At 52.2% G+C, this 24,413-nt stretch carries 14 protein-coding genes and 2 pseudogenes; 7 read left to right on the top strand and 9 right to left on the bottom strand.

The annotated features are described in order from the left end of the window. Positions 1-38 precede the first annotated feature (38 nt). The 4 genes from budA (at position 39) to ABSH60_RS12405 (ending at position 4,640) form a co-directional block, all read left to right on the top strand. The gene (gene budA, locus ABSH60_RS12420) at positions 39-821 is read left to right on the top strand and encodes an acetolactate decarboxylase (protein ID WP_136374779.1); all 783 of its coding nucleotides are present in this window, start codon (positions 39-41) and stop codon (positions 819-821) included. Between the two features lie 27 nt (positions 822-848). Then, positions 849-2,525, top strand: coding sequence for an acetolactate synthase AlsS (gene alsS / locus ABSH60_RS12415; protein WP_390974182.1), 1,677 nt, complete (start codon positions 849-851; stop codon positions 2,523-2,525). Positions 2,526-2,739: 214 nt separating this feature from the next. Further along, complete coding sequence (locus ABSH60_RS12410; RefSeq protein WP_390974180.1) at positions 2,740-4,164, top strand: DNA (cytosine-5-)-methyltransferase; 1,425 nt, start codon at positions 2,740-2,742, stop codon at positions 4,162-4,164. A 5-nt stretch (positions 4,165-4,169) separates the two neighbouring features. Continuing rightward, on the top strand, positions 4,170-4,640 hold the full coding sequence (locus ABSH60_RS12405) for a DNA mismatch endonuclease Vsr (RefSeq protein WP_390974178.1): 471 nt from the start codon (positions 4,170-4,172) through the stop codon (positions 4,638-4,640). A gap of 26 nt (positions 4,641-4,666) precedes the next feature. Here ABSH60_RS12405 and ABSH60_RS12400 read toward each other — a convergent pair whose 3' ends face one another. Next, positions 4,667-5,878, bottom strand: coding sequence for a type II restriction endonuclease (locus tag ABSH60_RS12400; RefSeq protein ID WP_390974176.1), 1,212 nt, complete (start codon positions 5,876-5,878; stop codon positions 4,667-4,669). Between the two features lie 473 nt (positions 5,879-6,351). Between ABSH60_RS12400 and ABSH60_RS12395 the strand changes: the two genes are divergently transcribed. Next, complete coding sequence (locus ABSH60_RS12395; protein WP_390974174.1) at positions 6,352-6,573, top strand: hypothetical protein; 222 nt, start codon at positions 6,352-6,354, stop codon at positions 6,571-6,573. Positions 6,574-6,844: 271 nt separating this feature from the next. Continuing rightward, positions 6,845-7,177 carry a hypothetical protein gene (locus ABSH60_RS12390; RefSeq protein ID WP_056777196.1) on the top strand — a complete coding sequence of 111 codons (333 nt, stop codon included), beginning with the start codon at positions 6,845-6,847 and terminating at the stop codon, positions 7,175-7,177. Here ABSH60_RS12390 and ABSH60_RS12385 read toward each other — a convergent pair. Beyond that, a pseudogene (locus ABSH60_RS12385) lies at positions 7,155-8,074 on the bottom strand (alpha/beta hydrolase). The gene ABSH60_RS12390 and the pseudogene ABSH60_RS12385 overlap by 23 nt on opposite strands. A gap of 417 nt (positions 8,075-8,491) precedes the next feature. Here ABSH60_RS12385 and ABSH60_RS12380 point away from each other — a divergent pair. Further along, entirely contained in the window at positions 8,492-9,457 is a 966-nt protein-coding gene (locus ABSH60_RS12380; protein WP_390974172.1) for a glycosyltransferase, read from the top strand. 37 nt (positions 9,458-9,494) lie between these two features. On the opposite strand, the pseudogene ABSH60_RS12375 reads toward ABSH60_RS12380, so the two are convergent. The 7 genes and pseudogenes from ABSH60_RS12375 to ABSH60_RS12345 form a co-directional block, all read right to left on the bottom strand. Next, a pseudogene (locus ABSH60_RS12375) lies at positions 9,495-10,599 on the bottom strand (IS3 family transposase); the annotation flags it as partial. 41 nt (positions 10,600-10,640) lie between these two features. Continuing rightward, on the bottom strand, positions 10,641-10,859 hold the full coding sequence (locus ABSH60_RS12370; protein WP_390974170.1) for a hypothetical protein: 219 nt from the start codon (positions 10,857-10,859) through the stop codon (positions 10,641-10,643). 107 nt (positions 10,860-10,966) lie between these two features. Next, entirely contained in the window at positions 10,967-11,344 is a 378-nt protein-coding gene (locus ABSH60_RS12365) for a DUF6911 family protein (RefSeq protein ID WP_122094359.1), read from the bottom strand. Next, positions 11,337-11,531 carry a hypothetical protein gene (locus tag ABSH60_RS12360; RefSeq protein ID WP_390974168.1) on the bottom strand — a complete coding sequence of 65 codons (195 nt, stop codon included), beginning with the start codon at positions 11,529-11,531 and terminating at the stop codon, positions 11,337-11,339. The genes ABSH60_RS12365 and ABSH60_RS12360 overlap by 8 nt, the downstream gene beginning before the upstream one ends. A gap of 29 nt (positions 11,532-11,560) precedes the next feature. Further along, entirely contained in the window at positions 11,561-12,133 is a 573-nt protein-coding gene (locus ABSH60_RS12355; protein WP_390975753.1) for a DUF6862 domain-containing protein, read from the bottom strand. Then, positions 12,112-12,603 (bottom strand): hypothetical protein, encoded by a 492-nt coding sequence (locus ABSH60_RS12350; RefSeq protein WP_390974166.1) that lies wholly within the window; start codon positions 12,601-12,603, stop codon positions 12,112-12,114. The genes ABSH60_RS12355 and ABSH60_RS12350 overlap by 22 nt, the downstream gene beginning before the upstream one ends. Positions 12,604-13,351: 748 nt before the next feature. Next, positions 13,352-24,394 (bottom strand): hemagglutinin repeat-containing protein, encoded by an 11,043-nt coding sequence (locus tag ABSH60_RS12345; protein ID WP_390974164.1) that lies wholly within the window; start codon positions 24,392-24,394, stop codon positions 13,352-13,354. Positions 24,395-24,413 lie beyond the last annotated feature (19 nt).

The following is a 24,413-nucleotide window of genomic DNA, read 5'->3' as shown; positions in this document are numbered from 1 at the left end:
TTAGTTAGCTAAGTTAATCATTCCATCCGGAGCTCTGCATGAAAAACCATTCCGATTCCTGTTCCTGCGTCGCCGATATCGCCCGCACGGCCACGGCGTTTAAGCAACAACATCCTGACCGCGTGTTGTATCAGTCATCACTGATGAGCGCCCTGCTCAGCGGCGTTTATGAGGGCGAGACGACGATGGCCGACCTGCTCCGGCATGGCGATTTTGGCCTCGGCACCTTCAACCATCTCGACGGTGAGCTGATCGCCTTTAACAGCAACATCTTCCAGCTGCGCGGCGACGGCAGCGCACGACGCGCCAGCCCGGAACAAAAAACGCCGTTCGCCGTCATGACATTCTTTAATCCCACCCATGAATACCACATCGAACGTCCGCACAGCCGCGAGCAGATCCATCACGTGATCGACGAGGTTGTCGCCAGCCAGAACACCTTCTGCGCGCTGCGCATTGACGGGAGATTCAGCCGGGTCGAGACGCGCACCGTGCCGGAACAGCACCGGCCTTATAAACCGATGCTCGAAGCCATCGAAGCCCAGCCGACTTACCATATCGAACACAGCCAGGGCGTGCTGATTGGGTTTCTGACCCCTGCTTATATGCAGGGCATCAACGTCGCCGGATACCACGAACACTTTATTAATCAGGAACGCAGCAGCGGCGGCCACGTGCTGGATTATCAGGTGGAGAGCGGCACGCTGACCTTCGGCACCGTTGAAAAATTGCTGATCGACTTCCCGCAGGACAGCGATTTCCTGCACGCCAATTTATGCCCGGATGATTTGAACGACGCCATCCAGTCCGTTGAAAGTTAATCACCGCCACATCGAAGGAGTGACACCATGAAAAATTCAGACAGTAAAACCGAGTGGAAATGCGGTGCGGATCTGGTGGTCGCGCAGCTTGAAGCCCTGGGCGTAAAACACGTATTCGGCATTCCCGGCGCAAAAATCGATCGCGTCTTTGACTCTCTGCTCGATTCCAGCATTACGCTGATCCCGGTCCGTCACGAAGCCAACGCCGCCTTTATGGCCGGCGCGGTTGGCCGCCTGACCGGTAAAGCGGGCGTCGCGCTGGTCACCTCCGGTCCCGGCTGCTCGAACCTTATCACCGGCGTCGCCACCGCCACCTCCGAAGGCGATCCGCTGGTTGCGCTGGGCGGTGCGGTAAAACGCGCCGACCACGTCAAACAGGTGCACCAGACCATGGACACCGTCGCGATGTTTCGCCCGGTGACGAAGTATTCCGCCGAAGTCACCTCCCCTTCCGCGCTGGCCGAAGTGCTGGCGAACGGCTTTCGCGCCGCCGAGTTTGGCCGCCCCGGCGCGGCATTTATCAGCCTGCCGATGGATATCGTCAACGAACCGGCCAGCGGCAAACTGCTGACCTCGCAGGCACCGGTGCTCGGCAGTGCGCCGCACGATGCGATCATGCAAGTGGCGCGCCTGCTGCGACAGGCCAAAAATCCGGTGCTGCTGCTCGGCCTGATGGCCAGCCAGCCGCGTAACGCCGAAGCGATCCGCCGTCTGCTGCATAAAAGCGATCTGCCGGTAACCAGCACTTATCAGGCGGCGGGCGTTATTGATCAGGCGTCCTTCCACCGCTTCGCCGGGCGCGTCGGTTTGTTCAACAATCAGGCCGGTGACCGCCTGCTGCGTAATGCCGATCTGGTGATCACCATCGGTTATAGCCCGGTCGAGTACGAACCGGCGCAGTGGAGTAACGACAACGCCGAACTGGTGCATATCGACGTCATGCCCGCCGAAACGGACAGCGATTATCTGCCGGACGTCGAGCTGGTGGGCGACATCGCCGACACGCTGGATCTGCTGACCGAACAGATCCATCAGCGCATCGATCTGAGCGCGTCATCTGTCGAGATCCTCGAAGATCGCCGCCAGCAACGTGAGCTGCTGGCTCAGAAAGGCCGCAGCCTGAATCAGTTTGCAATCCACCCGCTGCGCCTGGTGCGCGCGATGCAGGACATCGTCAACAGCGACGTCACCCTGTGCGTCGATATGGGCAGTTTCCACATCTGGATCGCCCGCTACCTCTACAGTTTCCGCGCCCGTCAGGTGCTGATTTCCAACGGCCAGCAAACCATGGGCGTCGCATTGCCGTGGGCTATCGGTGCCGCGCTGGTCGATCCGGGCCGCAAAGTGGTGTCCGTTTCCGGCGACGGTGGCTTTATGCAATCAAGCATGGAACTGGAAACCGCCGTCCGTCTGGGCGTCAACCTGCTGCACATCATTTGGGTTGATGAGGCGTACAACATGGTGGCCATCCAGGAAGAGAAAAAATACCAGCGCACCTCCGGCATCCAGTTCGGCCCGATAGATTTCAAAGCCTACGCCGACGCCTTCGGCGCCAAAGGTTTTGCCGTCACCTCCGCCGAAACGCTGGAAAGCACGCTGCGCGCCGCCATGGACGTACAAGGCCCCGCCGTCGTCGCCGTGCCGGTGGATTACAGTGATAACGCGTTACTGATGGGGCAGTTGGAGATGGGGAGGATTTTTTAGGAGGGGGGAAGACGCAAATTTCATATTTTACATACCAAAATTGCGAGACATCCTGGAAAGTAATTACATCTTGTCGAGAGACAGGTCCATTCCGGGTTGCTAAATTAAGGCAGCCCGGAAAATTACTGTACAAATATACAGATTTGTTTTTTGCCTCTGGGTCAAACGAGTGATAAAGTGTCACTCATTCGTCCCATAAATTGGCACAATCTAAATGACCGAATCTGAAGCTTCAACTGTAGAACAAATCAAAAAAGCAGCAGAAGACATGCGGCTCCAGCTAGAAAACGATAAGGCTTTGGTTCGTCGTTTGCTGGAAATCTATGACCAGAAAGCCATTGCGGAAACATTGCGCGAATACAATAACGACTGGTCGCGCGAATCCCTTAACCGTTGGTTAAATGGAAAAGCAACTCAGCGCTCACTCACCGAATGCGAAATCATTACGCTAAAAAGCATGCTCCCAAAACCACCAAAATCCCATCCGGACTACAAATTCCGCTTTATCGATTTATTTGCAGGAATCGGCGGGATCCGCAAAGGGTTCGAAGACATTGGTGGTAAATGTGTATTCACCAGTGAATGGAACAAAGATGCCGTTCGCACGTATAAAGCAAACTGGTACAGCGATCCTGATGAACACGTTTTTAACTCAGATATCAGAGAAATTACGCTGAGCGATAATCAGGAAATCGATGTTGAAGAAGCCTACCAAAACATCGACAAAGAAATTCCTGATCACGATGTTCTTTTGGCAGGTTTTCCATGCCAGCCATTCTCACTTGCTGGAGTATCAAAAAAGAACTCTCTGGGCAAAGCCCATGGTTTCGAATGCGAAGCGCAAGGGACTTTGTTCTTTGACGTAGCCCGAATCATCGTAGCCAAACAACCTTCTATTTTTGTATTAGAGAACGTTAAAAACCTTAAAAGTCATGACAAAGGAAAAACGTTTAAAGTCATTATGGAAACACTTGATGAGCTTGGGTATGACGTTGCCGATGCCGATATCACGGGGTCAGGCGATCCAAAAATCATTGATGGAAAACATTTTCTTCCCCAACATCGCGAACGAATTGTTCTGGTAGGTTTTCGCCGTTCACTGAACATCAGTAAAGATTTTACTCTTAAAAACATCAGTCAATTTTTCCCTCAGGAGCGCATTACCTTTAAGCATATCCTTCAGACCGAATACGATAAAAAGTACGTTCTCACCCCACTTCTTTGGAAGTATTTATACAATTATGCCAAGAAGCATCAGGCCAAAGGGAACGGTTTTGGTTTTGGATTAGTTGACCCAGAAAATCCGGCCGTAGTTGCAAGAACGCTCTCTGCCCGTTATCACAAAGATGGCTCAGAAATCTTAATTGACCGGGGCTGGGACAAAGAATTGGGGGAAACTGAATTTGATAATCCTGAGAATCAAATCAACAGACCCCGTCGCCTGACGCCGAGAGAATGTGCACGCCTTATGGGCTTCGAGCAGCCTGGAAAAGAATCTTTCCGTATTCCAGTCTCTGATACGCAGGCATATCGACAGTTTGGTAACTCAGTTGTTGTCCCAGTCTTTGCAGCAGTAGCACAATTACTCGCTCCGTATATTGCGAAGGCTGTTGAACTGAAATCTGATAAGGCGGCTTAGATACGATGGCTGATGTCCACGATTCAAAAACGCGAAGCAAAAATATGCGAGCAATTAAGAATCGTGGCACAGTTATTGAGAAAAAAGTTGCAGGTTTGCTATCAGAATCTGGTTTCACTTTTAGGGAGCAAGTCCAGGATTTGCCAGGGAAACCAGATTTTGTTGTTGATGACTATAAAGCTGTTATTTTTGTACACGGCTGTTTTTGGCATCATCATAATTGCTATCTTTTCAAAGTTCCTGCGACCAGAACTGATTTTTGGATTAACAAAATTCAAAATAATGTCAAAAATGATGAGCGGGTTATTCAAAATATTTTAGAAAATGGCTGGCGGATTTTAATTATATGGGAATGTAGTTTAAAAGGGCGAAAAAAATTATCACACAACAATATCCTTGAAAGAATTGAAGAATGGTTGTGTACCTCCGCGAAAACATCTTACATAGATACAAATGGAATGTTCACACTGTCATAGTTGGCAATGTGAACAAGCAATTATACTCAATAAATAATTTTAATTTCATCGATAAAGTCTTCCAGAGTAACCAGTTCCATTCTAATGTCTTTAGGATATTTCTCATGAAGAGGTTTTGGAACAACCAAGATAATCCCTGCCGCTTTCATTTCATTAAACTGATTAACTGAGACGCCCTCTTGCAAAGTAAATAAATGTACCATTTTTATTTTATCAGCCTCATTAATAGCCTGCCGCCATCGATCTTTACAGGTTGTTTTCACAGCAAGCATTCGTAGTTTTTCTTCGGGATAGTCAGGATCATGATACGCCTGTCCTGAGGGGAATATGAAGTCAGGTTTTTTGTTGCCTTCCGTCACACACTGTGTTGAAAAATTCAGCAACTCATTGTCTTTGAAGATAACTTCAAGGTGAAGCTCAAGTGACTTACCCGCTCGGGATTTTCTGCGATTACTAACAGAATTAGCAAGTGCGATGAATTCATTAACACTATTAAACCCATCTTTTATTTTATGTAAAACATGAAACTCTTCAATATGAAGGAAAAGAGAGAACTCTGCCTTTCTTCTCTCCAGAATAAGAGAGTCTGACGTCGTTGATTTAAATTTAAACAAATTAGGCAGGTAAGAAATAATCTCACTACCAGAAGGAAATGTCGTGGCCCAACCTTCAGGAATTTTGAAATTTTTATTTGTTTTATTTTCCTGAATGGAAGTTACACCACCAAATACACTATCCCCAGGACTAAAAATTGATGTCCCCGGAAGAACCTCACCGGTTATCGTCTCTATTAAATCTTCTTCTTCTAAGGAACGACAAATCCATGCTTCCAGATACACGCAATCTGCAAGCTCGGTTTGCTTTCTAAATGCCAGAACGAGTAATGAACCGGTATTTTCCGCGTCCTGGATAGGACTTCCTTTCCCTCCCCATGAGGTTATCCTTGATTCATTCCTGCCGTTTTTCTTTTTTCTTGCCAATTTACTATTATAATAAATTGCTTTAACACTTTGTTTTTCGATATCATGCGAAACTATTTTTGCAGACAATTGTATACTTGGGTTCTCGCAATCAAATCTATTTATAGAGGGGAAAAGTATATCTCTGGTAATTTTTGGGATGTAAATCCCAACCTGGTGACCTCCTGTAGCACCTGTATCATTAGCAGATAAGCGTTTCATATAGATTACCCATTCTGGGTTTGCCTTTTCACTTATGAACTCATCTAAAGTTTTCAAGTTAATCCTCTTGTACTCTATCTGTAACTTTTACAAATTTCGAATTGTAGGGACTTTAGCTCAATCTTCGTTTCACGGCTATTGTCATGTATACAAAGCGATCTTCCTTCCAAATCTAAAAGTAACTCCCTGTAAATTCATCCAGCCTATTTTCATCGATTTTGCAGAGAGATAAAGTTTCCTCGCCGCGGCAAAATCCGCAGTCAGAATTAGCGTTCTGTCCCAGTTTGGTGCCATCAACTCTATGAAAATAGGATAAATATGGTACGGTCTGCACTCATCCAAATTATGGTGGCTCAGACAGTGGCTTCTTACGAAGCACCGGACTCCAGACTGGCCGGAACGCTAACGCTGTTTGAGCTACCACCACGGGATTAGCGTCTCTGGAGGTAGTTAATCAACTATCAGCTGGAGTACTAAAATGAAATTTTATAATACTTCTTTTTCAAATACCTCCGCACCGGAGGCTCACAATGCCTAATCTTTACGATAATACCCCGCTGGAACTGGAAGAGATCGTCGATCACTGCCGTGCGTTGTCTTATGCCATTGTGTCGCTGGATAATTCGCAGGCGAAAAACCTGTTGACCTATATCCTTTGTGAACGGCTTGAAGTGCTTTATCAAACTCTGGAAATGCCCTTTACCGATGATGATGTTGTAAACGTTGAAGTGACGGAAGCGATGGCGCACTAGCAGGTTTGCAGAGGTAAAAAAGCCAGCGCGCATGCGCTGGCCTGATGGTTCAAGTGGTAAATAAGTGAGAGAGCCTCATGCTGCAGCTCACATGGGGAATATGTCCTTCCATTCGACAAAAATTGCGAGTTGCCTTCCAACTCTCGCAACAAAATACTGTAAATGCATACAGGTTATTTCTTTGAATCTTCAACAAAGATAGAGTGGCTTCGCAGCGGCAAATTCCCGGCCGGAAAAGGGATTTCTACTCACTGACAATGGAATGATCATCATGACTGATACCGACAACACCGCATTCACCGCTAATTCCATCACCGTATTTCGTTCACTGATTTCCGAGCTGGACGTAGGACACTTTGCCGAGGCACAACTCTACGATCTCAGCGCGCTGGCGTCCGAATCAGCCGAAGGGTTGTGCCAGGGTTTACTGTGCCTGAGCGAAGGTCTGGAGAATTGCGAGACACTCCCCCCTGAAGGGATTGCGCAGGTCAGTGGTTACCTGAAAGCATCGGCCCACCTTATCCCTGCGCTGTTCGAGTTGTGCGAAAAAGCCAACAACAGTATGACTAAAACACGCCAGATTACGGCTTATCCGATGAACTAACGCGCCAGGCGAGATCCCGCATCAGGTTTCGCGCCGTCGGGCTGATGCCGCCAAGCTGGAAAAAACCATGGATAACGCCGAGATAACGCTGCGCGGTGCAAGCCACGCCCTGCTCTGTCAGGCGGTTAACAGCATTTCCCCCTCATCGCACAAGGGATCGTATTCTGCCGTGATGATGTGAACCTGCGGCAGCCCGGAGAAATCATCACGCCATAACGGGCTGACTTCAGGGTGCATAAAGTCAGTTTGCGGGAAACAGGCTTCGAAGCCACTGAGCAAGGTATCGCTGGTCAGAACGTAATCTTCACCATTACGCTTATGGCTGTCAGATACAGCGGTCGCATCCAGCATTGGATATATCAGAACCAACTGGCGCGGCAGCCATTGCCCGGAGTTTCGCAAACGCAGAGCGGTGATCAGTGCAAGATGTCCGCCTGCACTGTCACCCATCAACGTAATCTGATCACGTTGTATGCCAAGCCTTTCATCGTTTTGCCAGATAAGGTTTGCAGCCTGTTCGGCATCGTCATGTGCAGCGGGATAAATATGTTCAGGCGCCAGACGATACTGAACCGCAATCACCCGACTCCCGCTGCAAAAAGCCAGTTGCCGCAGCTGGTTGTCATGCGTCTCAAAACCACCGCTGACAAAACAGCCACCGTGATAATAGATAACGGCAGGTAATGCGCCATGCGCTTTCAGCGGCGAGTAAACGCGTAAAAACATACCCTCGATGACCACATCCTCAACATTTACCCGCTGCTCAGTCTCACCCGCTAATACTGTGCTGGCAATATATCCGGCGCGGCGCTCAGCGAAAGTCTGACTGCGGGACGAAGGGCGCCCTGCAGCGATGAAGTCGTTAACCAGCTGAGCGATTACGGGCTCCAGTGCCATGATGATTTCTTCCTGATATTGGGTGTTTAAACGTGACTAAGTTAATGACAGGCTACGATATTTTCCCGCGATGAGTCGATCGGTTTTAACGATCAGTACTTACTTATTGATCTATCAAAACGATTATCTTTTGTAAGCCAGCTCTGGTTATCCTTGGTATTCCTGAACGCGGATTAAAACATATGTATTACCTACGGCTCATTATGCAGTCGGGATTTGTTGCGCCGCAAAAATGCCGGGCGGTGAATAACGTCAATACGAGATGAAAATGAAAAGATGTACCCGATGTAATAAAAAAAGAAACTTCGTCGAACGGTTATTCTCGCTGGATAAAGAGGTTTGCGAGGAATGCTTTTACGACATTCAAATGGAAATTCGGGAAAGAAGAGAAATCCCTGTTAAAAGGCATGATGACTAATGGCGCTCATTCCACAAATACAATCTGAGCGGATTGATGTCAGCATCATCATTCCTGTATTTAATGCCGCCGGAACCATCGGCAGCCTCATCACCAAAATCCTGAGCGAAACCCGCGTTGTTGTCGAACTTATCATCGTCAACGACGGTTCCACAGATGATACCGGCAAACTTATACGGACCATCCGTGATGATCGAATCATCCTCATTGAGCAGGAAAATGAGGGTGTTTACGCTGCCCGTAATGCCGCTTTGGATATCCATCGTGGCGACTGGGTGATCTTCCTCGATGCCGACGATGACGTTGAAGACGGATTCATTTATAAACGCTGGCAGGACGCGATAAAAAATCAGGCTGATGTCGCTATCTTCAATGCCTGGCGCACGGGTTCCGCTTCATCCCAAACGGCTGTGCATGTTAAACAGCCCTGCGGACGCACCTTATCCGGGCATGACTGGATACGCCACTGCGTGACGCACCGCGAATGGCCGCACTACCTTTGGCTGCAAATTATCAGGTCGTCTTATATCCGGCAGCATTCCCTCTCCTTTCAGTCCGGTAAAAGCCACAAAGATATCCTCTGGACAATTCATCTCGCAACCAGCAACGGGCGTTTTTATCTGTCTGATTGCAAGGATTACACCTATAAGGTGAATGCAGATTCTATTACACATCGAAGCGATTACTTTGATGTCAGGGCGCAAAGTTATATTGAAGTGATTGCGGAAATCATCCGGTTGGCAAAACTGGAGCAGAATAAAAGAATAAAGGTATTTTTATTCAGGCATGCGCTCGTGGAGGCGCGGCATTTTTTGGGGCTATACAGGAATAACGTGGGCGATAAATCAGGAGTAAAGAACTCTTTCCGAACCCAGATATCACTGATGACTTTATTTCGTGGAATAAGCAGCACCAGTGACGTGTTTTTCTTTCTAAAGCTGACTGGGAAATTTTGCAGACATTAATAATGAGCTGAAAGTATGTGTAAGCACACCCGTTTTCGTTCCACACACTTTTTGAGTTTTCCGTCTTCTCAGCCATCAGCCGGTATTCTTCCGGCTTCAGGTTATTCAGGGATTCATGGGGCCGCTCACTGTTTAATTCATTCAGCCAGCGTTCAGTTATTTTCCGTGCTTCATTCAGTGTTCTGAACAGATACAAATCCAATATTCGGTCCGCAACGTTCAGTTAAACCGTTCGATAAATGCGTTTTGCGTCGGTTTACCTGGCTTGATAAATTCCAGCATTACGTCATGGGCCTCAGCCCTTTGTGCCAGAGCCAGCGATATCAGTTTCGGCCCGTATCCGTTCGCCTCTTCAGCGGAAATACACGGTTTGCCACTATTCTGTTCAACACCCATTCAAGCTGCTGCGCCGGGATATTCAGGTCAATTTCAATGGCCAGAGCCTCTCGGTTAAAATCATCCACGACGTTGAAGGGCCGAACACGTCGGCCACATGTCAGGGCGTCGTGCATAAAATCAATCGACCAGATTTGGTTGAGTGCTTCCGGCGTTGCCAGCGGAGCCGGATCGCGCACCGGCAGGCGTTGTTTACCCTTACGACGAAAATTCAGTTTTAACAGACAGTAAATCCGGTGTACCCGCTTGTGATTCCAGACGTGCCCCTGCCTGCGAAGCACCTGAAAAAGCTTCTTAAACCGTAGCAGGGATAGCGTTCAGCCGCCTCAGTCAGCCTATGGATCACCGGTTCATCACGTCGCGTATCCGGTTGATAGCGAAACACCGTCCTACTCGGCGATAACGTCCTGCATGCATGGCGTATGCTCATCGTAAACTGGGTGGTCAGATAGTCGACGAGCTCACGTTTTATCGCTGGTTTTAAAGCTTTTTTCGATGACGTCTTTTAACGCGCGATTTTCCAGACTCAGGTCGGCAAACATCTGTTTGAGACGGCGGTTTTCGTCCTCAAGATCCTTCATCTTTTTGATATCAGAGGCTTCCATGCCACCATACTTCGCTTTCCAGTTATAGTATGAAGCCTCAGATATTCCCGCTTCGCGGCAGACATCTTTGACAGTACGTCCGGCTTCAACAGACTTTAGAACGGTGATGATCTGGTGCTCAGTAAATCGGGCTCTATGCATGGTGATCTCCTCAGGGACATAATAAGTATGTTGGAAGATCTCTAAAAGTGAATGGTTCGGTTAAGCGGGAGACTTACAGTGCCGCTGGCGTGTCCGTTATTGCCCGCCTCCGCAAGTGAGAGGTTGCCGACGTTAGAAAGCAGGTTAACGGCGATAGCCAACAGCGGCAAGATTTGCGGGCGGATTGGGTGATAGAGAACGGCGAGGTGATTATCGGTGGCGACTGGATCGCCGAGTCCGGGATCATCAACCTGGCACAACTGGAGATCACCGCCGTACCCGGAGTGATCCGGTTGCAACGGCGGGAGGAAGTGGAAGGATTTCGGGCGTAACCGTAGTAACCCCGACCAAGGCCGGGGTTACTGTTTTAGTTCAGAAGTTCCGTCGATACATTGCCAGTATCAAAGAACTCTTTAAAGATCCTGACAACAAGATCAAAGTCCTTTGTTACCTGTCTTGTTGACCAATAATCTCCTAGGATTAAAATATTTTCATCCGGCTGTGTTAAATCGGAAAGTGTCATAACTTCATCATCTTCATTCAAAAAAGTAACCAAATAGAAGCCTTTTTCCATTCTCACTTGAATTTCAGAGATTAAGTAATCTTCGTCATCTAATTTATCCAATGTTACACAACCACTAAATGATCGAAGATTATTTAGTACGCTACTCACTTCATCCCAACAATGAAATTCCTTAGCCCCACCTTTTTGCAAGATAGACCATGAGAGCTGCAACTTACTCATCTTTAGCTCCTTTTATAGGGAATTTTTTCGTACCAGCTTCCCAATATAAAGTCCTACCAGTATCTTCTTCAAAAATTGTTAGCGACTTAAGCCCTGATTTCGCAGCCATAGCTTTTACGTCACTAAGGCAATAAGAACAAACTGGTTCCCCCTTCACGGACATGAGCATATCTTTGCCGTTAGTCATCCCTTTCTCATAGGCTTGCTGGATAACACTTATTTCTGCATGAGCGGTTCCATGTTTCCATTAGGCGGGCTTTTACTAGGATCTTTGGCAATCTTAGCTTGAACAACATCATTGATGAGAGTCGGTTTATTAAAATCAGCTAACTGTGAAGGCCTTGCTCCCTGGTTAGTATCACTGAATTTATTGCCATCAACATTTCCTTTCGCAACGACCTTCACATTCGCATCTACAATCTTGCCAAGTTGTTTCGCTGCTACCGCACCAAGTATCGGGGTAACCGAAGCAATAATAATATCGGCTCCCTGTTTCAACTCGGTGTAATCTTTGGCTGTTGCATAATCAACTCCTTTTGTTGTCATAAAGAAGTTGATCATTGCGTCTTGGATCTGCTGCTGATTCTGCGCATCAACACTGGTGATATTCAGAAGGTTTACTATCTGGCCGTAAGCGCCCGAGTATTGCTGGCTCGCTTTCGAGTTGTAGTTACCAAGGCCCTCATACCCTTCTTTCGCCTCGATAGCCTTCAGTCTCGCACCCGCGCAAGCCGAACTCCCGGCATTTCCGTTACTACAGGCATCGATCACTTCCTTGTCGCTGGCGATATCCTTTTCACGCAGTTCATTAACTTTCTGCTGGGCCTGCTCACGCTCTGCCGGATCTTTGCTGTTCTGGAATTACCGCACGCAGTTTTTACTCCCAAACCACCAAGCTTATCTGCATAGGATTGCAATTCAGGAGCTATTGTAGTTGGAATTGCTCCATTTGATGTAGTCACTATTTTACCAGTGAGAGGATCTACAGCGCCTATAGAGGTAGCAGGTTTATATTTACTTCCTGCCAACGATTCGACGTAAAGATCCAACTGCTTAGTAGCATCTGAAACGAGATTGCTATTTGTTATAGTCCCTTTTGTCGCGTTTCCTGTGCCGCCCGGCTTAAATACTACCGTAGACATCGCCAGCGCACCAGATGCCATATTACCGGCCGCAGCCCAAGAATCATCTCCCTCTATCAACTGACCAACACCGGTACCAAACTGATAAGCCCCGCCAGCCGCAGTGGCTGCACGCACTGTCGACCCTACCGGACCAGAAAGGGCTAACAGCGCAGGCGTTCCCACTGCCGCCTGTGATTCCTGTATCGACCACCCTGCCAGAATACTCTGAGCCTTACGCTGTAATTCATTATCCTAGCTGCGCTTCAGATAATCATTGCCTGACAGCAGACCCCTGACAAGTTCTTGTGCCTATTAGGATCGTCGTATTGCCGGCTCATCTCATAGGCATACACCTGTAGATACGTTTGTAGCTCTTGCTTGTCAGCCGATGATAACAAGGAAGGGTCACGCACAAATCGATCTAACAGAACATCACTGCGCTTGTCTGCGTTTTCCAGAGTCAACAGATTCAAAGCGGCTTCTTTCGATCTATCTCCATCTAATAACTTCTCCCTGACTTCATCCAGTTTTGCGGAAGATGTATTACCCAAGAAATTATTTTCAACCTCTCTATAAAACCAAGAAGAATGTAATCATTTTTTGATTATATTACGTAGATATCCTTTCATAAAAAAAGCCCGGCCATGTAGCAGGGCCCTTCATCAGTAAAAGTCTTCTCGCCTGAAGGCTACCCCAGTAGGGGAAATATCGTCCTTCTCGAAGTACACCACATTATCCTTCCCATGTATTACCACTGAGTAACCGTAGACAACATCATCTTCCTCGCTAATCCCAAGAACAACTCCCTTGCATTTTGCATACTTACTATTTTTGGCGTTTTCTCGGACTTCTACTTCTTGGTAAAAATCTATCTTCATAGCGATCACTTATGCGTAATTTTTCCATCAAGGGATATATTGAGGTGGGAACCATCTCGCGTTGCCCAACCTAACTGAGCCTTGCCTGTTCGTGATAGCTGGACATCCCACTCAAACGCCTGGCCTGCGGTACGGGATGGACCTTTAACCCACTCATTCCCGAATTTGTCGATGTAACCATTATTTGGACCTCTGGGCAGAGGTTGAGATGCAGAATATCCCTCTGGTGGTACATAACGAATTTTACCTTCGTTCGGTAGCTGAACATACTTGGTACGACCTTTAGTCGACCACGGTTGTGCAGCTCCACCTGTACCTGAAGGATTGAAAGGGGGTTCTTCTGCATAAGCAGGAACTTTACCAGTCTGAGCTGAACTGCTTCCCTTCATCCCATACACTGCACCACCAATCGCCGCCGTGGTGTGTGTTATCGCCATTCCAGTATACAGTGCCGAAGCCGTCTCTACGCTGACGCCCCAGTTCTTCGCTATAGTCTGAATATCTCTAGCTTTCTGGGCCTGAGCATCTGCTGTAGCGTACTGCCACAGCAGGCTATCAACTTTACCTGCACCTTCCTGATAAACACTGGCCATTGTGCCGATGTACTGACCATCCATCTGAGCATCGTAACTTTTGCCCATCGCGGCCAGTTCTTGCCGCATGCCTGAACATTGTTCTGATGACAGATTCTTACATGCTGCGTCTATGGCTGCATCGAACGCTTTATCCTTCGCATCAAGGTCAGTGACCAGTTTTTCAGCCTGGGCTTTCTTTTCACCTTCCAGATACGGCAGGGACCACTTCGCGTCCTGACGTTGCTGCTCGTCTTTTGATGATAGCGCATTATTCTCAACAGCAATCTTCCCAGCCACAGCCCCAGTACCTGCTGCAACAGATGAATTCCCCGCCACGCCGCCCGCCAGTCCTGCGGCCAGCGTGCTCAAGGCACTCACATTCGCCTTTTGCTCATTCGTCAGGTTTTCCGGTTTTACCCCCGGATACAGCTCTTTCGCAATCAGCTGCGCCGCCAGTTCGCCGGTCGCCGCACCCGCTGCGCCGCCGGTCACGGAGCCGCCCTGCAGATAGGCAACTACCGCGCCGGCAAGGGCGTGCCCCGTAATATTCTCAGCCTGATTAACGTTGCCTTTGGCGTCTGTGGTCGCCGCCTTCACCGCCAGAGACAAATAAGGTGCCAGCCCGCCCGCCAGTGCCTGGCTCATGTCGCCACCGGTCAAGCCTGCCAGCGCGCCTGATATCGCCGTGCCCGCCGTCCAGAACGGGCTGCCGATGCCGTATTTCTGCTCAGCAGCAACGTTTTCCGGCGAGTTCTCCAGCATCTTCTGCTGGTCGGCAGGCGAGGCATTGTTGTACTCCGCCGTGCCTGATAATCTTGCGAGCGCTTCATTTCTGGCATTCACCTGCGCCTGCATTGCCGCGTGCTGCATGGTCTGCACGCCCACCTGGCTGATGGCCTGCGCCAGCGCCTGATTTTCCTCTATCTTTTCCTTATCAAAGATTTTGTCGATATGGCCGTTGGCGTTATCGGTATCACGGCTCAGCGTACTCACATCCTGAATTTGCTCCCCGGTATTACGTACCGTCACGCTGCCGTCCGCAACCGCTGAACGGGTGGTGCCTGACGCACTTCCGCTATCGCTGGCCATTACCGGCAGCACGCCGCCGGCGTTGTGCCTCTCCTTGCCCTTTTCCTGGGTTGATGAGAAACCGGCGCTCACACCCACGCTGCTGGCGCTGTAATTCGCCTTGTTCTGGATATCATCCCAGCCCAGCGCGCCGGTATTAAGGCTGTTATTTGCCGCATCCGCCGTCGATGCAATGACCGCGCCATTCAGTTGCGTATGGTCACCCACGTAGATGTCATAGCCCTGATTGCCGGCAAACAAACCGCTTTGATCGCCTACACTGGCGTACTCGCTCTTGGTTTTAGCCTTGTTCATACTTAATGAGGCTGAACCGGTCATTGAACCAAAGGTTAAGCTAAACCCGCCGCTGATGCTCTGCTGCTTGCTTTGGTAATCGTCCGTATCCTGCAGACTCGTCAGCGTTAAATCGCGCCCGACGTTTGCTGTGATTTTATCGCCCAGCGCCTGAGCACCAGAGAGCACGGTGTCACGCCCGCTGCTCAACGACAGATTGTCGTGGGCATTCACACGGGTGTTGACGTATTCCGTCGTCTCGCCGTCCGCGTTGCCTTTCGACGCATAACCGCTGCCCTGAACACCAATGCCCGTTTCCTCACCCAGCGAGATATGCCCCCCTACACTCCAGCCGTTCGAACTGTCCTGACTCGTCTGTTTACTGTTATTGGTCGCGGCCTGCAGGATCAGGTCATTCTGCGCGGCCAGCGTGACATTATTCCCTGTCACGCCACTGCCAATAAGAGTGATATCGCCGCTCTGACCGTTATTCCCGGTCGAGACAATCGCGACATTACGGCCGCCGGTAATGGTGCTACCGGTGACCTGATTTTGTTCCAGTTCGGAACTGGATTTACTTTTGCTCGCACCGATGTTGACCTGCAACTGGACCAGGTTGCCATCCACTTTGCCATTCATCAGTTGAGCCGCCTGCGTTGCGGTTCCGTCCATCGAGGCCATCCAGCCCTGCTCCGCCGCCTGCACGCCGTAAAGTGCTTTCATTCGGCTGTCGCCGGTCTGTGAGGCCTGTTTGGCAATGCTGTTCAGCGACAATAACGCATCCGTTACCGGACTCGACAGCGACACCGTCAGACCGCTCTGCTTCTGCTCGTAGACCTGTTTACGGGTCAGCATGTCGTTGCCGGGGTCCACCGTGACCGAGCCGCCAACGATGTTGACGTCATTTTTAGCGATGACGTCAGAGCCGCCAATATGGGCCTTTTCACCGGCAATCAGGTTCACATTGCCACCGGTGCTGCCGACGGCGCTGCTGCTCTGGCTTTGCGTGGTGCCGTCCTGATTAATTTGCTGACGTGAGGATTTACTGCCGAACGTCACGCCCAGACCGCCGCCGCTGAACATCCCGCTGGTTTTCTTTTCACTGAGGCGATAGCTCGACTGCTCTTCCGTCGCCGCCGCAATGTTGAGGTCTTTCCCCGCCTTCAGCGTCACATCGCCATCGCCGACCACCGACGAACCTTTGACCGTCAGGTCTTGACCGGCGACAACGGAGACGTTATCACCACTGAGTTGTGAGGCTTTTTCCGTGGTGGCATAGTCTTCTGCCACAGTGTGTGTGGTCGTTTTAGAGAACAGGTGTTTCTTAGTTTTCGTCTTCTCGTCGTAGCTGTACTGGCTTTCCTGCGCGGTGGTGATATTCACATCCCGCCCGGCGTTCAGGGCCAGGTCGCCGGTGGCCTGTACTTGCGCGGCCTGTGTCGTAATGTCACGCCCGGCGGCAATCGTGGTGCTCCCGCCGCTGACAACCTCCGTCCCTTCCTGCCCGACATTTTCACGAATACTCACGCTTTTGCTGCCATGGGTTTCGCTGTAGGTGCTGGTCTGCTGCGCGTTCAGATTGACGTCGCGACCGGCGCTGAGTGAGGCATTCAGGTCGGCGGTGAGTTGTGCTGCCTTCGAGTTCAGGTCACGGCCCGCGCTGAGCGTCAGGTCGCCGCCGCTACTCACGACCGTCCGGGTAGCGTTGTTATCATCAGCCTGATTTTTACCGCTGGTCTGATGGCTGCTTTTGTCCATCGCGTCGAGATTGATGTCATTGACTGCCGCAAGCTTAGCGTCGTCTTTGGCGGTGACGGCGCTGCCCGCCACGGTCAGGTCGTGCCCCGCGCTGGCCGATAAATTACCGCCCGCGCTGACCGTGCTGGCCTGGCTGTCGGTGCTCTGCGCGCTACCTTTTGCCGTGGTTTTGCTGGTGCTGAGCGCATTGCCGGTGATGTTGATATCGTTCAGCGCCACCAGTTGCAAATCACTCCCCGCAGTCAGTTTGGCGCCAGTGTTATTGATGTTGTTACCCGCACTGAGCGAAAGCCCTTTGCCAGCGGTAATACTCGCGGCGTCCCCGGTTTGTGTCTCACTGAACGTCAGCAGCGCTGTTTTATTTTTACTGCTGCCCGGTGCAGCATTCCACTGCTGCGCCTGGGTGACGTTATTGATGTCCCCGGTGACGGATTGCAGCGCAACGGTCTGCCCGGAAATCGACGAGCCAATGTTATTGATATCTCCCAGTGCAGCGAGTTGCAGGCTTCCGTTGGAGGCAATAAGCCCTGCGCTAAGATTATCCAACGCGCCGCTGCTTTTTGCTGTCAGTTGGGTTCCGGCCTGCAACGTGCTGCCTGCATTGACGATATGCCCGGACTCAAGATTGACGGTGCTGCCTGAGATCACACTGCCGCTTAACACTTTGACGTCATTGGCGGAGAGATAAAGTTTTGGTGCAAGAACGGTCTGACCATTAACCGTGGTTTTCTCCCACCAGACGATACTTTTGGTCAGCGCCGCGACCTGAGCAGGTGACAGGCTAACGCCAAGCTGCAAACCAAGTGCACTTTGCTGGGCGGCGGCGTTGTCGATCAGATACTGCATCTGTTCCAGATCAGAACCGGTTCCTGCAACGTACCGCTGCCCTGTCTGGCTGAGTACCGCATTACTGATATAGCGGGTATCAAAGGCAGCATCGCCAAGGAATTTATAGTCGTAATCGGGTCTGAGATTAAGCCTGTCCAGAAAGTATGAGGACCCGATAAATTGGCTTTGATCGGTGTACAGCGCAGCCGTCTCAATACGCGGCGTGGTGGGCGTGCCCGGCGTTACTGCAGGGTTCAGGACCTGCCCGGCGGCTGGGATGCCGCCCGGTAATGCATCAAGGCTCAGCGCAGAACCTGCCGGCCGTGCAAGGTAATCATTCAATGCGTTAAATAACGAAGGATCGGTTTTACCCACACTTCCCAACTGCGGATTGGTGGTGATCAGATACGGGCTGGAAGGATCCTGACTTGCCACGAATAAACCGTTATTACCCGAAGGTAACGGATAATCCGTCAGCGCCGCGCCGCTGTTACCGATTTGCTGAAGGGCGCTGCTGACGGATTCATTCCACTGAACGGATCCGACCACCAGATCTTTTCCTGACGCCAGTTGCTGGCTTTGCGTGCCGCTGACCGGTTGCAGGTTCGCCGTACCCGAAAGTGCGGGCGCACTGATGACATGCGACAACCCGCCCGCATTGGCGGTCGTGGTGGTGTTACTGATGTTATTGCTAAAGCTGGCATTAACGGCACCGCCCGCCTGAATGACTGAGCGATAACCTTCGCCGGTATTCACCGTCTCATAGACCGGACCGCCGACAAGATTGTAGGTAACGATGGTGTTGGTGGTATTTGACCTAAAGCAGCACCGCTCTGAGTCAGGGGCAAAGAAGGCGAGATCGTGTCTGCTATCAAACTCCTTATTCGCCAGGGTGCCGGTATATTGATACGTCAGATACTTATTCTGGACACCATTTTCATAGGACTGATTATTCAGCGAACGTCCGGACAGGGAAATATTACCGCCCGCGAGAATATTACTGGCGATATTATCGAGAGTATCCGCCGCAACCGTCAGATTTCCGTTCGCCGCAATACGCCCGGCACCACCGTTAGCCTGAGCCGCAACAGTTGAGGATGCCACTAAATAGCGTTTTTCAGCAGCGGTGCTGTTTGGGGCGAGATAATAGTGATCGTCAACGGAGCCGTTACCCTGCCCCATACTGCCGCCCGTTCTTACCCGCTTGGTGTAGAAACCTAACTCATTTTCGTCTAAATCTCCCAACCTCAGATCAACCGAGCTTTGCCCGAGCCACGAAGGCCCGTCAACCGGCGTGAGCGAAGAGTTGACGACCGTCAGCCCGTCGCGCTGATTCAGCAGATGGCCGGTGTTAACCGTGATATCACCGCGCGTAGTTTCGATATTACCGGAGGTGTTGACGACTTCAGTGCTGGCATTGCCCGCCGCATCCTTTTGCATCCACAGGCTGTTGCCCGCAAGAATATCACCGCGGTTGTTTTGCAGGCTGTCCGCCAGCAGCTGCATGTTGTTGCCGGCGTAAATCAGCGCGCTGTTCACAAGCTGAGTGGCCGCAGTCATCACCAGATTACCTGCCCCGCCGATGAACCCGCTGTTGCGGATAAAACCACGGCTGTTCAGGATAATATCGCCGCCGGACTGCACGCTGCCGCTGTCGTTGAGGGTGATGTTACGTGCATCTATGCCCACGCTACCGCCACCCGCGCGAAGCTGGCCCTGGTTTACAACGTCCCCGGTCGCACTGAGATGGATGTCATTCCCCTGCAGTGTGCCCAGCACATTAAGGTCGCCCTCAGTGGTCAGGGTGAGTGCCTGACCGGCCGCCAGCGTTCCGCTCTGAGTGAATCCCGAGCCAAGCTGCAGCGTCATATCGCCGAGTGCCAGCACGCTGCCCGACTGGGTCAGTGTCGGTGTGACCAACGTCAGCGAGCCTGCGCTGAAGAGATTACCGCCCGACTCGTTTTCAATATTTTGCAGCTTAAGATTAAGCGCCTGGCTGCCGAACAGCGTTCCGCTGTTGTGCAGGGTGTTACCGGTAAGCTGCAGCCTGTCTCCCTGTAGCTGCCCCTGATTATTCACCGTGTCCACGTTCAGCACGCCGTCGGCCTGACCGGTCAGCGTGCCACTGTTATTGAGTGTATTACCGGTGAGGGTAAGCCCGTTAGCCTGCAGTACGCCGCTGTTGCTGAGGGTCGGCGCAGAGAGCGTCAGTTTATCGCCGGTCAGCAGGCTGCCCTGATTATCGAGATTATCGGTCAGAATAACCTGGCTGACGCCGTCGCCCTGTATGTGCCCCTGATTACGCAGCGACTGCGCGCTGAGATCGAAGGTGCCCTGGCTGCGCAGAGTCCCGCCCTGCAAATTACTGACGTCGCGCCCAACGGTTGCCCGCAGACTGTTCTGCCCCTGAAGCTGGCCGGCATTCGACAGGCTATTCGCGTTCAGTATCAGATCGTTTGCCTGAATATTGCCACTGTTGGCAATACTGGCCGCATGCAGACTGCTGGTGCCGCCGCTGAGCAGTGCGCCGCTTTGCTGCACCTGCAATGTGTCACCGAGCGTGGCAGCAAGCTGGCTGACGCCGGTGACCGCACCGCCGTTAATGAGATTTTCGCCCTCAAGCGTGAGGTTGTCGGCGGACCATTCTCCCTGATTATTCAGGCTGGCCGCCTGCAGAATGGCCAGCCCGGAAGAGATAATTTTGCCCTGTGCGCCGGTGTTGAGTTCACCCTTGAGCATCAGCGCCGCGCGCGAAACAGTTTGGATCGCGCCATTGAGATCAAGCTGGCTGGCGTGCAGTTCGGCATTATCAGCCTGCCAGTTACCGTCGTTGATGACGTGACCGGCGGTGACCTTTAGCGCCCCCTGCGTCAGCAGTTTACCGGACGTCGCGTTGCTGAGATCCTGCGCCAGCTGTGCGGTCAGCGCTTTCAGGCCAATCAGGTTGCCGCTGTTATCGGCATCGCCAGCGGTGAGCGTCAGCGTGTCGCCCTGAATTTGCCCCTGATTGCTCAGATGCGAGACGGCGATCGTGGCGTCTTTTCCACTGAGCAACTGACCGCTGTTTTCGAACGTAGCCGCATCGAGCGTCGCGCTACCCTGCGTCAGCAGGCTGCCCGAGTTGTTTACGGCGTCCTGTAAACTCAGGGAAAGTCCGTTGCTGCCCAACACCGTCCCGCTGTTGATAAGGTTGTTGCCGGCAACGGCGAGCGTGCCCCCTTGCAGACGTCCCTGATTGTGAAGTTCATCCAGGTGTAAATCGAGCACTCCACCGGAAAGTACGCGCCCCTGGTCACCATTGGTCAGGCTGCCTGCAACGAGCTGAAGGTCATGACTCCCCTGCAGCAAACCGTTGTTGGTCATAGTGTCAGCGTTGATGACTGCCGTTCTCGCGGCCAGCGCACCGTCATTTAACACAGAGCCCGCGGTCACGCTTGCGCCGTCTATGGCCGTGATGATGCCAGCCTGTTGATTGGTCAGCGTATCAGTGGCGTTAACAGTCAGATTGCCCGCGGTAATACTGCCCTGATTAGCGAGTTTGCCGCCTTTAAGGGTCATCTGGTTTTTAGCCGCAAGCTGGCCGTTCTGGTGAAGGGTATCAGCCTCTATCTGCAGGCTGTCGTCTGCGGTGATACTGCCTTCATTGCTTATCACACTGGCCTGCATGGCCACCGCGTTCGCGCCAATCGTGGCTGCGTTGTTGAGTATGCCGGCAACGAGCGTTAATGCACCCGGCGTAACAATTTTCCCATCTAAATCGGCCTGCTGCGTTGCCGTAAGGCTCAGCGCATTTTTGCCCTGCGTTTGCGAGCCGCTGCCCGTGGTCAGGTTTGCGGTTGTCAGCGTCATCGCCCCGTCAGCGGACAGGAACCCGTTGAGCGTGGCCGACTCCGCGTTCAGGCTGACATCGCCCTGGCTGGTTTGCACCGAACCGACGCGGCTGGTCAGAGACGTGCCGTGGAGATCTGCGCCCAACGCTGCGGTTAACGTCCCGCCCAGTTCTGCCTGTGCCGCGCGAAGTGTCAGATACCCGCCCGACAGCAGCGTGCTGTTATCGCCGGACGTCATCCCGTCACGCACATTGACGTCAAGATTTCCCTGCGAGCCGATCAGTCCCTGATGATTGAGCTGGCTCAGCGTTAATGTCTGAACGCCACCGGATTGCGACGTGCCGTTGTTATTGAACGTCTCACCACTCAGCCACTGGCTTCCCATCGACTGAAGCAGCCCGTCGTTGTTTAACGTGTTGAAACTGAATTGTCCGTTACGGTTAGCGGCAAGCGTACCGCCGTTGCTAAAATCACCGGCGGTAAACGTCAGATCCTGACCGGCAATAAGGCTGCCTGACCACTGGCCGCCGTCGGTGATGTTGGCGTGAATATCGTTTTGCGCTGAGGTCTTACCGCTGTGTGCAGCATTGAGCTCACGGGCGTCAATCGACAGATTTCTGCCAGCACCGGCCACACCGTCAAGTTGTTGTCGGGTGGATAACAGGCGCATATCGCCCAGAGACGTCAGAGAACCGGTGTCCGCCAGCGTCAGCAAACCGCCGCTGACATCCAGACTTTGCGCGTCAATTGCACCCGCCACCGAGGCCTGATTTGTGGCGAAAATCGTAAGCCCCGCATCGCTGTGAATACGGGCACCCACGCCTGCCAACAGATCATTGCCGTTCAGGCTGATATTTCCCGGTGTCGAAAGCTCACCGTACAACGACTGCTGCGCTGCATTGAAGCCAATATCACCGAGGCTGGTGATCAGCGAGTTTTGTCCGGCGAAGAGTGATGCCGCATTAAGCATCAGGCCGTTTTTTCCGGTCAGCACGCCGTCAACGGTCATCTGACCGCCATCCATCGTCAACCGGTCACCGGCAAATATTGAGCCCGTGTCACTCAGCGTTAGCCGATCGGCGGTGTGTAACGCCAGCGATTGCTGCGAGCCGATAAGCCCCTGATTGTCCAGCCTGTCAGCAGTAATCTGCGCGGCCCCGCCCGACTGCACTTTGCCGCTGTTACTCAGCGCTGAGGCGTTCAGGGTTTGTGCGCCCTGCGCCTGTATCAGCCCACTGTTGGTCGCCTTTTTCGACGTCACCCGGCTGTCGCCACCCGCAGCCACCGTGCCGCTGTTTGACATATCGCCGTTGACGGCGAGCGTTAACGCGCTGTCAGTGGCCAGTGTGCCACTGTTATTCAGGCTGTCGGCCTGAATGCTCTGCACACCTTTGGTCTGAATTTTACCCTGATTATCCAGCCCCGTTGCCTGAAGGGTTTGTTCACCCTGCGCCTGCAACGTACCGGTGTTGGTCAGCTTGCCTGTGGTGAAGCGGGCATTCCCGTCCGCCGCCATCAGTCCGCCGTTGGTAAGATCCGCAGCCTCGACGTGGAGATCTTTCCCTGCCGTCAGGCTGCCCTGCCACTGCCCGCCGTTGCGGGCGCTGGCGTGAATATTCCCTGCGGCAGATACCTGCGCCGGGCTGTCAGAGGTAAGCTGACCGGCTGCCAGCGCCATGTTGCCTCCGCTGGTGACGCGACTGCCCTCAACCGCGAGCGTGCCGTTGGCGCTCAACGCCATGTCGCCACCGGATTGCTGGGTGCCCTGAAGCGCAATATCCTGCGCGTTTGCCGTGACCTTACCCGCCGCCGTGGCATTGCGCAGCGTCAGTTTCCCGCTGGCATCAATCTGCATATCGCCCACTGAGGCATTGAGATTGCCGAGGTTAACGCCCACCCCTTTTTCACTGGAGACCAGGCGGATGCGATTGGCATACATCCCGCCGAGGGCCCCGGTATCAATGGCGACCTTAGGCGCATCGCCGGTACCTGCTATCGGGGTAATGTTCCCCGCAGCATCGACGCGGTTGGCACCGAGCGTGATCTCAGCCTCTTTGGCATAAAGCTGGGCGTTAATGTCCGTTGCGCGGGCAATCAGCGCGAACTTGTCACTCTGGCTGGCATCCAGGCCTTGTCCCTGAATGCTGATCGCGCCCTGCGTCACTTCCAGCGACTGAAGCTGCCCGTCAGGCCCCATCACCGGCTTGCCGGTGGTCAGCGTCGCATTCGGCGTATTGATAAAACCGCAGCCGCTACAGGTAATTCCGTACGGGTTAGCCACCATGACGTTGGCCGCTTTACCCGCCACTTCCATGTACCCCTGAAGCTGGGAGCGGTTAGGTGCCACTACCTCGTTGATAATGCCCTTCGCTTCCTGCCCGGCTTTCAGATTCGGGTTGTTCTGTATCAACCCGCCAAGCTGGCTTTGCGTCAGCTGGCCGGTGGCATTATTGAGAATCAGCCCTTCATTGCCGACGTTGAATTCGTTGTATTTATTATGGGAAATACCGGCCTGGTTGGGCGTGGCAATATTGACGACCGGGACGCCGTTACCTGCTTTATCCAGCGACGTATTCCCTTGTGCAACGCTGACGCCCGCAGCCAGTGCGGGAAGCAACGGTTGCCAGGCAAGCAGGCTGCAGAGCAGATAGGTCAGGCCACGCTGCGACAGTTTGACGGGTTTGTTCTTGTTCATCCCTGATACCTTTCCCTGA

Origin of the sequence: Rahnella sp. R3(2024) (assembly GCF_042920125.1) — a bacterium.
Taxonomy (GTDB): domain Bacteria; phylum Pseudomonadota; class Gammaproteobacteria; order Enterobacterales; family Enterobacteriaceae; genus Rahnella; species Rahnella rivi.
The sequence above is the reverse complement of the archived record's forward strand: the minus strand, read 5'-3'. Positions and strand labels throughout refer to the sequence as shown.